Source organism: Aureisphaera galaxeae, assembly GCF_028561275.1.
GTDB classification, from domain to species: Bacteria; Bacteroidota; Bacteroidia; order Flavobacteriales; family Flavobacteriaceae; genus Aureisphaera; species Aureisphaera galaxeae.
The window spans coordinates 309,670-323,026 of sequence record NZ_JAQQTF010000004.1; the positions used below are offsets into that span (position 1 = coordinate 309,670).

At 41.2% G+C, this 13,357-nt stretch carries 18 protein-coding genes; 16 read left to right on the top strand and 2 right to left on the bottom strand.

Translation table 11 applies throughout. The annotated features are described in order from the left end of the window. The first annotated feature begins 133 nt into the window (after positions 1–133). A complete protein-coding gene (locus tag POV27_RS06275) occupies positions 134–718 on the top strand; it encodes a hypothetical protein (RefSeq protein ID WP_272861890.1) in 585 nt (194 codons plus the stop codon). A gap of 53 nt (positions 719–771) precedes the next feature. On the opposite strand, the gene POV27_RS06280 is transcribed toward POV27_RS06275, so the two are convergent. Then, positions 772–2,091, bottom strand: a complete 1,320-nt coding sequence (locus POV27_RS06280) for a DNA recombination protein RmuC (protein ID WP_272861891.1) — start codon at positions 2,089–2,091, stop codon at positions 772–774. 161 nt (positions 2,092–2,252) lie between these two features. On the opposite strand from POV27_RS06280, the gene POV27_RS06285 reads away from it, so the two are divergent. The 15 genes from POV27_RS06285 (at position 2,253) to POV27_RS06355 (ending at position 11,264) form a co-directional block, all read left to right on the top strand. Beyond that, on the top strand, positions 2,253–3,146 hold the full coding sequence (locus POV27_RS06285; RefSeq protein WP_272861892.1) for a TolB family protein: 894 nt from the start codon (positions 2,253–2,255) through the stop codon (positions 3,144–3,146). Positions 3,147–3,171: 25 nt separating this feature from the next. After that, positions 3,172–3,879 (top strand): DNA alkylation repair protein, encoded by a 708-nt coding sequence (locus POV27_RS06290; protein ID WP_272861893.1) that lies wholly within the window; start codon positions 3,172–3,174, stop codon positions 3,877–3,879. Positions 3,880–4,014: 135 nt separating this feature from the next. Further along, entirely contained in the window at positions 4,015–4,434 is a 420-nt protein-coding gene (locus tag POV27_RS06295) for a hypothetical protein (protein ID WP_272861894.1), read from the top strand. Between the two features lie 24 nt (positions 4,435–4,458). Then, positions 4,459–4,842, top strand: coding sequence for a hypothetical protein (locus POV27_RS06300; protein ID WP_272861895.1), 384 nt, complete (start codon positions 4,459–4,461; stop codon positions 4,840–4,842). A gap of 2 nt (positions 4,843–4,844) precedes the next feature. After that, entirely contained in the window at positions 4,845–5,654 is an 810-nt protein-coding gene (locus POV27_RS06305) for a sterol desaturase family protein (protein WP_272861896.1), read from the top strand. A 107-nt stretch (positions 5,655–5,761) separates the two neighbouring features. Beyond that, positions 5,762–6,241 (top strand): hypothetical protein, encoded by a 480-nt coding sequence (locus POV27_RS06310; protein WP_272861897.1) that lies wholly within the window; start codon positions 5,762–5,764, stop codon positions 6,239–6,241. Positions 6,242–6,254: 13 nt separating this feature from the next. After that, the gene (locus POV27_RS06315; protein WP_272861898.1) at positions 6,255–6,647 is read left to right on the top strand and encodes a hypothetical protein; all 393 of its coding nucleotides are present in this window, start codon (positions 6,255–6,257) and stop codon (positions 6,645–6,647) included. A 40-nt stretch (positions 6,648–6,687) separates the two neighbouring features. After that, positions 6,688–7,230 (top strand): 3'-5' exonuclease, encoded by a 543-nt coding sequence (locus POV27_RS06320; protein ID WP_272861899.1) that lies wholly within the window; start codon positions 6,688–6,690, stop codon positions 7,228–7,230. A gap of 60 nt (positions 7,231–7,290) precedes the next feature. Next, positions 7,291–8,166, top strand: coding sequence for an energy transducer TonB (locus POV27_RS06325; RefSeq protein ID WP_272861900.1), 876 nt, complete (start codon positions 7,291–7,293; stop codon positions 8,164–8,166). 142 nt (positions 8,167–8,308) lie between these two features. Further along, a complete protein-coding gene (locus POV27_RS06330) occupies positions 8,309–9,061 on the top strand; it encodes a DUF5995 family protein (protein ID WP_272861901.1) in 753 nt (250 codons plus the stop codon). A gap of 14 nt (positions 9,062–9,075) precedes the next feature. Then, positions 9,076–9,414, top strand: a complete 339-nt coding sequence (locus POV27_RS06335; RefSeq protein WP_272861902.1) for a TfoX/Sxy family protein — start codon at positions 9,076–9,078, stop codon at positions 9,412–9,414. A gap of 1 nt (position 9,415) precedes the next feature. Further along, the gene (locus tag POV27_RS06340; protein ID WP_272861903.1) at positions 9,416–9,853 is read left to right on the top strand and encodes an ester cyclase; all 438 of its coding nucleotides are present in this window, start codon (positions 9,416–9,418) and stop codon (positions 9,851–9,853) included. Positions 9,854–9,929: 76 nt separating this feature from the next. Further along, positions 9,930–10,283, top strand: a complete 354-nt coding sequence (locus tag POV27_RS06345) for an OmpA family protein (protein WP_272861904.1) — start codon at positions 9,930–9,932, stop codon at positions 10,281–10,283. Between the two features lies 1 nt (position 10,284). Further along, complete coding sequence (gene aac(6') / locus POV27_RS06350) at positions 10,285–10,728, top strand: aminoglycoside 6'-N-acetyltransferase (protein ID WP_272861905.1); 444 nt, start codon at positions 10,285–10,287, stop codon at positions 10,726–10,728. Positions 10,729–10,751: 23 nt separating this feature from the next. Continuing rightward, entirely contained in the window at positions 10,752–11,264 is a 513-nt protein-coding gene (locus POV27_RS06355) for an alpha-ketoglutarate-dependent dioxygenase AlkB (protein WP_272861906.1), read from the top strand. A gap of 305 nt (positions 11,265–11,569) precedes the next feature. On the opposite strand, the gene POV27_RS06360 is transcribed toward POV27_RS06355, so the two are convergent. Continuing rightward, positions 11,570–13,339: a hypothetical protein gene (locus POV27_RS06360; RefSeq protein ID WP_272861907.1), complete on the bottom strand. Its 1,770-nt coding sequence runs from the start codon at positions 13,337–13,339 to the stop codon at positions 11,570–11,572. Positions 13,340–13,357 lie beyond the last annotated feature (18 nt).

The following is a 13,357-nucleotide window of genomic DNA, read 5'->3' on the forward strand; positions in this document are numbered from 1 at the left end:
TGGATAGCACGAAAATCTATGAATTCTGGTATTTTTTCAACGGAATAATCCTATATAAAAACGGGAGAACGCTTTCCGAATGTGAATGGTACAGTATATAGTTTTACGACTGTTCATTTTAACCATTTGCATTATGAAATATTTTAAGATTACCACAGTTTTAGTCGTATTGCTATTCACTAGCTATAGTTGCCGGGTAACCGTTCCAGAAAATGATACCACACCTCCAACCATTACAGTGTCGGTTGTGGAAAACTCCGGAACCGAGGTCATTAGATCAACCAATCCCAATGTCACGGTTGGACCGTTCATCTGTCCCACAGGTACCGCAGACGCAGGTCAAGTACTTTGTTGCTATCCAACTTCTATCGCAGGCGATTCCGTAGATTTTCGTGTTATCGGTACAGACCGAGGTGGAGTAGGAAGTATAAGTGTACGGGTTTTGCACAACCAAGTAAGCAATGTTAGAATTATAGGGCATCCGGATATTGTTCCCACTGTTGCCAATGTGCCCGCTACAAACCATAAGGATATTTTTGTTTCCTTTGATGTACCAAGAACCTCATACATTCTGGCGTTCGAAGTAAACAATGCAGGAGAAATCCTAACTCTAGATGTTACCACAAACGATTTTTCCAATAATGCCACTTCTATACCGGCGGTAAACACAGATGAGCCAAGCGTACAGGTGGTGGATTTGCAGTTAAGTTGTAACTAACTCAGATTGGTGGAAAAAATAGTACGGCCAGTTCCAATTAGGGGCTGGCTTTTTTATTCGCTTTCTTTGGCCCGTTTCATAATGTTCTCGGGAAGCGACTTTTTGGCCTTGGCACCCATTTTTTTCAGCTTTTCCACACTGGTAATGAGATTGCCTCGACCTTCCACTAATTTGTTCATGGCGGCAGAATAATCCCTTTTGGCATCGTCCATTTTCTTTCCAATCCCCGTAAGATCTTTCAGCAAGCCTTCAAATTTATCATACAATGCACCTGCTTGTCTCGCGATTTCAATGGCATTCCGCTGTTGCTTTTCGTTATTCCACATAGTGTCGATCGTACGCAGGGTCGCTAGAAGGGTGGAAGGGGTTACAATCACAATGTTCTTTTCGAAGGCCTTGGTGTAGAGATTATTGTCTTGGTTTATGGCGACCGCGAAGGCAGGTTCAATAGGAATGAACATAAGGACAAAATCTGGGGATTCGATATCGTAAAGGTCCTGATAGTTTTTGTCCGAAAGCTGCTCCACGTGTTTGTTTATGGAATTGATATGGGCCTTTAAGTGAATCTCCTTTTCTTCATCCTCGGCATTTACATAACGATTGTAATCGGTAATAGATACCTTGGAGTCGATCACCATTTTCTTTTTATCGGGTAGGTGAATCACGACATCAGGCATAACACGACTGCCATCTTCCTGGGCAAAACTTTGCTGCACGAAGTACTCTCGGTCCTTTTCCAATCCCGACTTCTCAAGTACGCGCTCCAGCACCAATTCGCCCCAATTCCCTTGTAATTTGCTATCTCCCTTCAGAGCACGCGTAAGGTTGGTGGCGTCCTTGGTCATTTGCAGGTTGAGGTCCTTTAACCCCAAAAGTTGCTCTTTAAGAGCCGCATGCATGGTAAGGCTTTCCTTTTGTGACGTATCTACTTTCTTTTCAAATCGATCGATCTTTTCCTGTAATGGCTTTAAGATGGTATCGATTTGCTCCTTATTTTGCTTGGTAAACTTTTCCGATTTGTTATCCAGAATCTTATTGGCAAGGTTTTCGAATTCCTTGGTGAATTTTTCCTGGAGTTGCTCCAATTCATCCTTTTGTTCGATCAGTTTTTTCTCCAAGTGATCGTTTTCGGAATTACGGCGCACCAATTCAGCATTGAGAAAGTCCTTTTCCTCCCGTATCTTTTCCTTATCATTCAGAGCGGTTTGAAAGCGTTCATTCAATCGTTCCTCTTGATCCTTAAGCTGTGATAAGCGCTCTTCCATTTTCCCTGTTTCGGACTTGATCTTTAAGCGCGCAATGAGATTGCCCACATAGGCCCCGGCCAGTGCAGAAATGGCTCCGATAAGGAAAATGATGAATGGTTCGCTCATGAATTATATTTTGTCTAAAAGTAAGAAATATTACAGAGGTGGTTCCGGTCTAATTTTGATTATATTTGAGTATATCCCGTATTCAATCCTGAGCAATTCGGTTTGAAGATTTTATCATTCGAGCGATAAAGATGAAAGCTTATCATATAATAGCGTTGTGTTTGCTACAACTTTTCATTGTAGCCAGTTGCGATAGTGGTCAGGCGAGTGGGAAGCCCGTACTATTCGAACCCAATAATGTATCCACAGAAATAGTAGAGTACGGCCCCTCATTTTCGGCCTCGGGACAGGAAATGTATTTTGCCAGAAGTGCCGATAAATGGGGGCAAGGACCACTGACTAGTGCCATATATCATTCCGTAAAAGAGAATGAGATGTGGTCGAAGCCAGAACTCGTATCGTTTTCGGGAGTATATGACGACAGCGATCCTCATATAACGAACGATAGAAACACCCTATATTTCATTTCCAAAAGAGCTTCAGAAACTGGACAAACTTCGGCCGATATCTGGAAGGTGAACAAAGATGAGGACGGAAAATGGGGTACGCCCATACGTTTGCAGGAACCCATTAATTCCGAAGGTAATGAATACAGCCCCAAAACTGATGATCAAGGCAATCTGTATTTTGCTTCCGATCGATCCGGTGGTTACGGGCAAGGCGATTTATACGTGGCAAAGACAGAGGGCGGCCAGTTTGCAGCGCCTGCAAATCTTGGGGATGCTGTAAATACGGATCAAGGCGAATGGAATTTGGAAATAAGTCGGGATGGGAAGATACTTATTTTCGAAGCTTCAGGAAGACCAGAAAACGTTTCTTCGTATGGTGATCTTTATATTAGTTTCAAAGAAAATGATGGGTGGACCGTACCACAAAATATAACTGAATTGAATACAAGCGGAAGCGATCTTTCAGCTTGTTTAACGAATAAAAACAAGACACTTTATTACGCCAGTAGCGATAGTATTAAGAATCCCAGTGTGAATATCTATCGGGTGGATTTCAAAACCATCTTTGACCATTACAAGAAAAATGCTACGGCAACAGAAAAATAGACGTACATATTAAAAAGTTTCAATCATGACAGTTAATGAAGTACTTCAGGAATTAGAGCAGTATGGGGACGAAAGGACCAAGAATACGCTCATGAGCCACGGTGCCAAGGAGCCCTTCTTTGGGGTGAAGGTGGCCGATTTAAAAAAGATCCTCAAGAAAACGAAAAAGAACCACGAACTATCCTTGGCCTTGTACGACACGGGAAATTCGGACGCCATGTATTTGGCGGGCCTAATGGCCGATGAAAAACGAATCACCAAGGAACAATTAAACGGTTGGGTAGAGAAGGCCTATTGGTCGTATCTAAGCGAATATGCTGTGCCTTGGGTGGCTTCGGAAACCGACTTTGGTTTTGAGCTGGGATTGGAATGGATTGAATCCTCGGACGAATGCATTGCTTCAGCAGGATGGTCTACCTTGGCTTCGTATACCACGGTAAATGATGATGAGGTATTGGATATTGCAAAGTACGAAGCACTTTTGGATCGAGTGGCTGCTGAAATAGATGACGCTCAAAATCGAGTAAAATATACCATGAACGGTTTTGTCATTACAGTAGGAACCTATGTGAAGGGGTTAACGGCGAAGGCCACTCAGATTGCCGAGAAAATAGGAGCTATAACGGTAGACATGAATGGTACGGCCTGTAAGGTGCCTTTAGCGACTACCTATATTCAGAAAGTGATAGATAAGCAACGCGTGGGGAAGAAACGGAAAACGGCGCGGTGTTAAACAAAGAACCAAACCAATAGATTTATCGAAAACCCTGTTTGTAGCACGTAATTAAAGAATCCAGATAGATTCCCAGATCCATCTGGGGTAAACCTGTGATAAAACACTAGCTTTACAAGTAAAGATATTTGTATTATGAAAAAACTAGTCATAGCATTTCTACTCATTCCTCTATTGTCCTTTACTTTTTCCGATAGGGACACGTATGATTTTGTGGGGAAATGGGAAGTTGAAAATGAATATGGGATATTGTATTTCACCTTCGAGAAGGATGGATATTTTTCATTTGAAGATAATCGGAGATTTTATAATGGAAAAGGATTTGAAGTAGATGGAAACAAGGTAACAATGCAATACAGCGTAGACTCTAAAAAGAATCCGATGTATTTTGATTTGGTGTTAATTAATCACGGGAAGAATGAAGAAAAAACGTTTTTAGGAATTGCAGAGTTTGTTGATAAGAATATATTACGCATAAATGTAGGACTACTTCCCAACGAACGTCCAACCAATTTTAGTGACCCCAGAACTATGCACTTAAAACGGATTGAGTGATGTTTTTAATTTAATAGCTGAAACATGAAAAACAAGATCATAAAAGTTGCCACACTCACCTTGTTCTCAAGTCTTATTATTGGATTTGTGGCCTTTCAATCCGGTTATTTCGGAGGAAAGAAATCTTCCGTTTCTGGAAGTCCCAACGGAAGCACGTTGATCAATCAGGCAGACACGATTCAAAAGGTTGATTCCATTAAATGGAAGAAGTCATTTTTAATTTCTTCCTCCAAATCATTCGTCATTCATGATCCCTTGAAAGGTTTGGAAGATAGTACGAAGTTGGATTCTTCCTTACAAATCGATCCCTTAATCTATAGTTCTAAATCAGGAATCATTGTTACTCCCGAAGATCTAAAGAAAATGGTCAAGGATTCCCTGGAGCAAGATTCGATTAAACGCAAATGACCTTGGCAGAGTTCTATAGCGCTCTAGAAGCAATGGGCATAAGCCTGGTATTTCTTATGCTGGTTTTTGTACCCATGGAGAAGGTATTTCCCGCCAAAAAGCATCAGAAAATATTGCGACCGAAGTGGTTGTTGGATTTTTGTTTTTTTCTTGGGCAGTACCTACTTTGGAGTGGATTGGTGCTATGGACACTCAATTACTTTGCAGATTACCTAACATCGATTATTCCCAATTCGTTTCAACAAAAAATAGCCTCACAACCCTTTTTGTTACAGGTTTTTGAAGTACTGGTGCTAAGTGATTTCCTTATTTATTGGGGACACCGATTGCAGCACAATGTAGATTTCTTATGGCGTTTTCATAAGGTGCATCACAGTGCTGAGCATTTGGACTGGTTAGCGGCGCATCGGGAACATCCGTTGGACTCTATTTACACCATTGGGTTGATTAATTTACCAGCCTTCATCATGGGATTTCCTTTGGAGTCCATAGCCGGAGTGATTGCCTTTAGAGGTATTTGGGCCATTTACATTCACTCCAACGTAAGATTGCCTATTGGTAAACTCAGAATATTGATTGGCGCTCCTGAATTGCATCATTGGCACCATGATTTGGACAGAAGAGCCGGAAACTACGCGAATATTTCGCCCATTATGGATGTTATTTTCGGAACTTACAAATGTCCGGATAAAGAACCCGAGAAATTTGGGATACAGGAAGAAACGCCAAATAGCTATTTAGGGCAATTGATAGAGCCGCTTTTACCCAAACGGGTTTGGGATCGCATAAAACAGGGGTCGGAAAAGTTGTAAATTTCTTTTTAGGACCGAATAAAAATAATTCAAAACAATTCAGTTAGTTCATGTTCGATAAGCATAGGGAAGAACATTTTCGACGTCTTCTTCGGTCAGGTCCAATTTTGGAGATCAAACTTTTTCAGGTAAACGATTATTTTTTTGAATTTCCCGAAAAGGGCCAATGGGTTATCGATGGAGGCGTTGAACTGGTATTTGCCAAGGGCATTTGCTGTATGGGTTGGAACTCACGGGAGGAGATCATGGCGATGGAAGACTATGGCTTTAATCAAATGTTCGATTCCACAGAATATATGCAACTGGAGAATGATAACATTCTCAAATTAAAGAGCTATCTCATTCAGGAAATTACGAATATTGAGTTCATAACCCGAGAATTCGACTTCATAAAGGACTATACCATGACCAAGATCGTAGAGAATAGGGTGGTTGGAATGAATTTGGAATTTGAAAATGGTTCAAAACTCCAAATAGCCTTTATAAACTATCAACTTGAAGAGAGTGACGCTCCTAAGGACTATTATTATGATGTTACGGGAGAACTTCTGGTTTCTATAAAGGGAGATGTGGAAATAGATAATTGAATAAACATTTCTTTTGAAGATATATAGACCAATTTTTTCTATTGTTGTAATTACAGTCCAACTGATCCTTTCGATCATAGACTATCACTATTATGTTGAATGGGGTAAAGCCAATCCTGCATTGGATGGATTGATTAATCGATACTTTTTGGGAGACACATTATTTCTATTTGTAGTTGCCATTGGGTTTTACGAAATGCTGACTGCACCAGGAAAACTTAAGACCCTAATTCGAGTTATTTTAATTTGCATTGTGCTAGGCACCCAATTTTCCCAATTCGTTCCTATTGATGATTTTTACTTCGGAGTTTATAATACGGCTTGGTTTATGGCTGTAGTGGCACTGATTCTTATAATTATTAGGTTGGGAAGAGTTTTTATTGAAAAGAAGAACATCGAGATATGAGGGGTAATATAATTTTGGAAACTGAAAGAAGAAAAGAAACATGAACTATATAATATTCGACCTAGAAGCCACTTGTTGGGAAGGATGGGACAAGAGCCAGAATGAAACCATTGAGATTGGCGCCGTTTTGGTCAATGATAGAAAAGAAATCATTTCCGAGTTCGAACAATTCGTACGACCTCTTAAGCACCCCGTATTAAGTGATTTTTGCAAAGATCTTACTTCGATAACCCAAAGTGATGTAGACAATGCTCCCTACTTTGGAGAAGCCATAGAAAAATTCAAAAAATGGTTTAACAATGATGAGGAGTACGTGCTTTGTTCATGGGGTTTTTACGACAAAAAACAGTTGGAGAGCGACTGTGAAATTCATGGTCTTAATGCCGATTGGGTAGAGAAGCATATCAGTTTGAAACATCAATATGGCAAGTTTAAAAAATTGAGGCGTGCCATAGGGATGAAGAATGCATTACTTCATGAGAAAATGAACTTGGAAGGCACGCATCACCGCGGCATCGACGATGCCAGAAACATTGCTAAAATTTTCATTAAGTATTTCGAGGAATGGGAGTTTCGGAAATAAGGGTAACATTTCTTTCTGCCATGACACTTATTAGCGGTACTACTTAACACAAACAACTATATGAAATTAAAAGTTCTACTATGGGCTACCTTATTTACGGGCCTTTTGGCGCATGCCCAAAATCTTGATGAGCTTGAAATCATGGGCGAATGGAACGTACTAAGCGTTTATGTTCCAGATCAAGTAAAAGAAAAGGAAGCTGTCACTATGATGAAGGATGCATTTACAGGAGCCAAATTCAATTTTAGGGGAGATAGGGTTTTTGAAATAAAGCTTAGCGAAAAGGCCGATGAAAGATTTAAGGAATTGTTTTTTCTGAATGGAGAGAACTGGATCATTCAAAAGTCGCAAGTCCTTATTGGAACGGAAGAAGAAGGATTTTCTACCATGCACATTACGGTTCAGGAACAGGAGGGTAAAACCTATTTTATGCTTCCCATGATGGGATTGCAAGTTGAAAAAATAAGCAACGACACCCCCCGTGATCCCAAAATGGTTAAATCAAAGAAAAAGAAACAAGCAGGACTGACTGATACCGATGTAGTATTGATTCAGAGGGAAATTGATGAAAATCTAATTGTTCCATATGCTATTATTCAGGATCCACCCTTGGCACCCGGCTGTAAATCGAAATGGGATACAGGTAAAAAGAAAAAATGTACCTCATTGTTCATCCAACAACACTTGCAACGTAAATTCAATACTGAATTGGCGAATGATCTAGGAATATCGGGTACCATAAGAATAGCTATTGAGTTTGTTATAGATTCCGACGGAAAAGTAGTAAACATTACAGCCAATGGCGGCCCAGAAGAAATGAACGAAAACGCCATACTGTCTGTTGGAAAGCTCCCCCAGCTAAAGCCGGGTCAACAGGATGGAACAGCCGTTCCTACATCCTATAGATTACCTCTTCAATTTACTGTGGTGGATTAGCCCTGTGACTGAAAATAATTAATAAGGCGGTCATCGTTATACTCAAGTTTTAGCTAACTTTGAGTGCTCCCCAGTTTGTATGTTTTTGAAATAAGAACATTCATTACATACCATATTCAACGAACCAAATTTTAAACTGACCATGACCGCCACTACCATAGACGAAGTCCTTGGATTTTTAGATGAGATTATTGAGACCTCCAAAGAGGAACAAAGTACCTTAGGCTATTTTGCTGCCCTGTATCGCAAGGTAACCCAGCAAGTAAAGGACAAAATAGGGCAACACTTTTTCGATGATGATGCGAGGATGGAATTGCTCGATGTTACCTTCGCCAATCGGTATCTAGCTGCTTACACAGGCTATAAAGCAGGAACAGAGATTACCGAATCTTGGCAAGTGGCCTTCGAAGCTTCCGAAAACAGCAAATTGATTGTGCTTCAGCATTTGTTAGCAGGGATGAATGCCCATATCAATCTGGATTTGGGAATCGCCGCTGCAGAGATTACAGATACCCAAACCATTCATAGTTTGCAGGGGGATTTCAACAAGATCAATGATATTCTGGGCGCCTTGGTTGGTGAGGTGGAAAAGGACCTTTCGGAAATATGGCCTTTTCTCCTTTGGATTCTGAAAGTGACCAAGAAAGTGGATAATTTTCTGATCAACTTCAGTATGAACATTGCTAGGGAAGGTGCATGGCTCTTTGCCAACGAATTGGTGTTTCGGGATGCTGGGACTACCTTAAACGAAATGATCGCCAAACGGGATAAGAAAATAGCCAAGTTGGGGCAATCCATTGTTAAACCAGGTCGTATTGAGCGATTCATCTTCAGAATCATTAGATTTGGAGAACGGGGTACCGTAGCCGACAAGATTACTGCCCTGCAGAATTAACAATAAACAAGGAAATGGCCGTAAGTGAAGAGTATGCGAAGTTTGTAGAGGACCAACTTTCTGAATTTGGACCTGTGGACATGAAGCGAATGTTTGGTGGTATTGGGATTTTCCGGGAAGGCCTTATGTTTGGGAAGATTGGAAGTGATATTTTTCGGTTAAAGGTAGATGAGACCAATCAGAAGGAATATGAAGAAAATGGGATGAAGCCCTATTATTCAGAAAAAAAGAAGAAGGGCATGCCTTATTGGGAGGTTCCTCAAGAGGTTTTGGAAGACAGAACCCTTTTGGCCGAATGGGCAGGTAAATCCTTCGAAATTGCCAAGAAAGCGGCCGCCAAGAAAAAGAAATAATATGACTGAAAAGAAACTACCAGAAAGGCTCGTGTTGTCCTTTTTTGATCGAGTATGGCACAGTCCCCATGAGTTGGATGCCATAGACGAATTAATGGCAGAAGACTACCGAATCACTACTGCCGGAAAAGTAGTGGAAGGCCGTTCTGAATTCAAAAAATGGGTAGGAGAGTTCCACAAGCAATTGTTAGATGCCAAAACGGAAAGTGTAGATCTTTTTTACAACGAAAGTCAGGACAAGGTTGTTTCCCGTTGGGTATGTTCAGGAAGAAACAATGGACTTTTTGGTTTGGCGGCAGACGATCGATTCATATCCTTCACGGGCATTGCCATTTGGACGATTAGAGATGGCAGATTGGCAGAATGTTGGGTAGAACGCAGTGCCTACGAAATGTATCAGGAACTTATTTCCGGAAGCAAGGAAAGTGATTTTGTGTAATGTTTAAATTTCAACAATGAGAAGCTTTGCGATAATACTATGTCTGCTTATTTTTTCGACGACGAATGCCCAGAGAATGCAGTTCGAAACCAAATTAGATTCCTTGGCAGAGGAGATCGACTTTCATTACCATACCGGGAAGTTGAAAAATGATAAAGAGCTTTTCCAGGAAATAGCAGAAGAGATCTTAAACTCAGATTATGAAACTGTTAGTGTAGAAGCGCATACGGACAGTAGAGGATATATGAAAGACAATTTTATTCTCTCCGAAGAAGTAGCAGAAAAGGTGAAGCATCTTCTTGTACAATTTGGAGTACCCCTTGAGGATATTAAAACGATGGGATGGGCTGAATCAAGGCCAAGAGGCTGTGTGATGAACCCAAAGTCGAATTATGAATGGAACCGTAGGGTTGAGATTATTTTGGAATAGTATGCACTCGATTAACGAATTATCATCGGACAATTTGAAAGTGATTGCCGAACTTGCATTTACGCTATGGCCAGATAGCTCATTGCAGGAAGAACTGGATTATTTTGCTAAGGCCATCGAAGATGTTGGAAAAAGTGCCTTTCTTTTAAAGGTGGCAGATAAAGATGCGGGGTTCGTCCACGTCTCCCTACGGAATGATTATGTAGAAGGCACTACGACCAAACCGGTTTGTTATTTAGAAGGTATTTATATAGAACCAGAGTACAGGCGTAAGGGATATGCGGAACTATTGATGCAACAAGCAGAGCAGTGGGGAAAGCAAATGAATTGCACGGAAATAGCTTCCGATGCCGAAATAGGAAACGAAGCCAGTATCGCCCTTCATAAACATGTTGGTTTTAAGGAAATAAACAGGATCGTTTGCTTTGCGAAGCGGATCAAATAATGTTTTAAAGTAGTATTCAGGGTATGAACGGAATTACCTTTATAGAAGATTTTATCGATAGTCCACAGGACTTATTCAATACATTGAAAACCAATGTAGCTTGGGACGAGCGCATGTCGGCCCGAAAGACAGCTAGCTACGGGAAAGCCTATAACTATTCCCAAATGAGCTATCCCTTTCAGGAGTTCACAGATGAATTGAATATGATCATTGATGCCATCGAGGCCACCCTCAAGTTTAGACCCAACAATTGTCTTATTAATTATTATTTGGATGGGAAATCCAAGATGGGGTTTCATTCCGATCAGACCGATATTTTACACGAAGGCACTGGCGTGGCCATTGTTTCCATAGGCGAAACAAGAACCCTTCGCTTCCGGAATATTGAAAATAGGGAAATCATCGAAGACTATGATCTGCCTTCTGGTTCGTTAATCTATATGACGAATGAAGTACAGGACGAATGGCAGCATGCAATTCCGAAGTCAGACACCGAAAATGGACGGATGAGTCTTACGTTTCGGAAAATGATTTGATGTTCAATTGTTTATGCGTTGATTTGTTTAGATGGTATATTGGTAATAATTTTTACACGTGTAAATAATATTGTCATGGGGTATTAAAAGCAAACAGCTCACAGACACTTAATCCTTCGGTTTGCAAGCAAACCTTTGGATCACTCAGTGTCCTTTCGGGGAATTACCTGCCTACTGCTACTGTCAACTGAGAACTGTACACTGCCCACTCGGAGTCCAAAATGCCGAATTGGAAACCCGCAAACCTTGAACCCGTAACCCATAAACTTGCCAACTGCTACTGCCAACTGTCCACAGAAAACCGTCTAATAAAACCTAAGTGCAAACTCACAAAAAGGTGCGTCCCCCTCGTTTAGTTCGATACCTAATTTGAGAATTCCTTTAGCAATTTCAGAGGCTTTTGTACGGTCTTCACTACGCTTCTTAAAATAGGCAAACAACGCATGGTTAGAAAAAGCACCATCCCGAAGGGTTCGGCTTTTGGGGTTGTTGGATTTGATGTCGCGATACAGTTTTCCAGCTTTTTCAATGTTACCCTCGTAAAGATATTCTATGGCTGCCTTTTCGTCTTCAGTTTTGTGGAAGCTTTGCGCAGTCCCATCAGGAAGACGAAGTACAGTTACCCCATTTCCCAATTGCACACTCAATCCTTTTACTTCAGTAGTTAATGAGCCGTCAGTGCCTGTGTATATCGGGGTGGTAAGAGATTCAGAGATTTCGAGTTGTAAATGACCGTTTTTGGACTCCAGGATGAGGTGTCGATCTTCATCATAATGATAACGTCCCAAATAGTCCGTGTACTTGTCTGAGGAAGCCTTTTCAGGAATTTGGGTATTATAGTTAACGATGTAGTGATAGGCCGCATCTTCACCCTTCGAATATTCCTCCCAAGAAATTTCAATGAATTGATCCATGGGAATTTTAGGGCGCATGTCATTTGGAAAGACTGAAGGATGAAAAACACTGGAGAGCTGTACTTCAATACCGGTATTTTCCAAGGTATAGGATTTCGGATCTCCCGAAGAAGCCGCATAATCCCCTGGAGGTTCCCCAATGATGGTGGCATTGCTTTTTACCTCCAGTTTTCTTAGCAGGTCCAAAGCTGCCGAAAAGGTATCGTAACCGGATATAATAAAAAGTTTTCCAGGCGCATTGATCTTAGGTCGATCCAATATCCCCTGAATAAAGGCCATGCTTCTGGCGAATTGTCCACCACCATTATTCCGAATATCGAATACGAATTTATCTACCTCCAAGGAATCGACTTGCCCCCACATACGGTTTGCAAATTGGGAAACCCGTTCTTTCTCCATGGTGCCCACTCTTTTGTAGTTGCAATAGAATATTTTTAGATCGGCGTCATACCGAAACCAATAGTAGTCGTCGTAGTTCTTTCGATAGATGGGAATTTTCTCGGCAAGATCATCAAAGTGAACAAAGGTCGTTTGCTCGTAGGCTTCATCGGTCATGTTTTCGAAAACGGCATTGACCGTTTTATTGTTTTTCGAAAGGGTAAAGGAAGCTCGGTCGGCATCATTGGTAATTCCTAGACCGTATAGTAATCCAGGCATTCGGAGGTAGGCGTAGGCAAATTTCTTAAATCGGGAATCGTTTCCGTGAGGCAATACAGTTCTTATTTTGTCCAATACTTCGTCAATAGGTACATCATTAATCGCTTCTAATCGGCTTCCTAGCAGATCGGTTCGGGAGTCGGGTACTCGGGTTACGTAGAGCCCTTCCTTAAACCAAGTAACGGTGAGGGGCATAAATCCGAAGAGCTTTTCCCGGGAACTGGTTCTAACGACCGAATGCCCGTCGCGAAGTGCGGCAACTATCTTTAGTAATGCTACATAACAAGTTTCATCGCAGGCTTCTTTGGCTCCTATATAGTCTTTGGCCTCTTGTATAACAGACGCTAACTTCTTTTTCGAAACCAAGCGATAGGGCCGAATGTGTTTCGTTTCGATAAGTTCCTCTAACTGATCGATATCTGCTAAAAGTTGGGTAGGGGACACCTGAGCGGAACAAGTCCAAAAAGAAAGGAATACGCCTACAAAGAAAAATAGAAGCCTCATGGGAATGATGAAATTAAT

What these genes read in the sequence shown, in the direction of transcription:
- POV27_RS06275 (WP_272861890.1), top strand. Translation starts at nt 134, where the DNA reads ATGAAATATTTTAAGATTACCACAGTTTTAGTCGTATTGCTATTCACT.
- POV27_RS06280 (WP_272861891.1), bottom strand. Translation starts at nt 2,091, where the DNA reads ATGAGCGAACCATTCATCATTTTCCTTATCGGAGCCATTTCTGCACTG.
- POV27_RS06290 (WP_272861893.1), top strand. Translation starts at nt 3,172, where the DNA reads ATGACAGTTAATGAAGTACTTCAGGAATTAGAGCAGTATGGGGACGAA.
- POV27_RS06295 (WP_272861894.1), top strand. Translation starts at nt 4,015, where the DNA reads ATGAAAAAACTAGTCATAGCATTTCTACTCATTCCTCTATTGTCCTTT.
- POV27_RS06300 (WP_272861895.1), top strand. Translation starts at nt 4,459, where the DNA reads ATGAAAAACAAGATCATAAAAGTTGCCACACTCACCTTGTTCTCAAGT.
- POV27_RS06320 (WP_272861899.1), top strand. Translation starts at nt 6,688, where the DNA reads ATGAACTATATAATATTCGACCTAGAAGCCACTTGTTGGGAAGGATGG.
- POV27_RS06325 (WP_272861900.1), top strand. Translation starts at nt 7,291, where the DNA reads ATGAAATTAAAAGTTCTACTATGGGCTACCTTATTTACGGGCCTTTTG.
- POV27_RS06330 (WP_272861901.1), top strand. Translation starts at nt 8,309, where the DNA reads ATGACCGCCACTACCATAGACGAAGTCCTTGGATTTTTAGATGAGATT.
- POV27_RS06335 (WP_272861902.1), top strand. Translation starts at nt 9,076, where the DNA reads ATGGCCGTAAGTGAAGAGTATGCGAAGTTTGTAGAGGACCAACTTTCT.
- POV27_RS06340 (WP_272861903.1), top strand. Translation starts at nt 9,416, where the DNA reads ATGACTGAAAAGAAACTACCAGAAAGGCTCGTGTTGTCCTTTTTTGAT.
- POV27_RS06345 (WP_272861904.1), top strand. Translation starts at nt 9,930, where the DNA reads ATGCAGTTCGAAACCAAATTAGATTCCTTGGCAGAGGAGATCGACTTT.
- POV27_RS06355 (WP_272861906.1), top strand. Translation starts at nt 10,752, where the DNA reads ATGAACGGAATTACCTTTATAGAAGATTTTATCGATAGTCCACAGGAC.
- POV27_RS06360 (WP_272861907.1), bottom strand. Translation starts at nt 13,339, where the DNA reads ATGAGGCTTCTATTTTTCTTTGTAGGCGTATTCCTTTCTTTTTGGACT.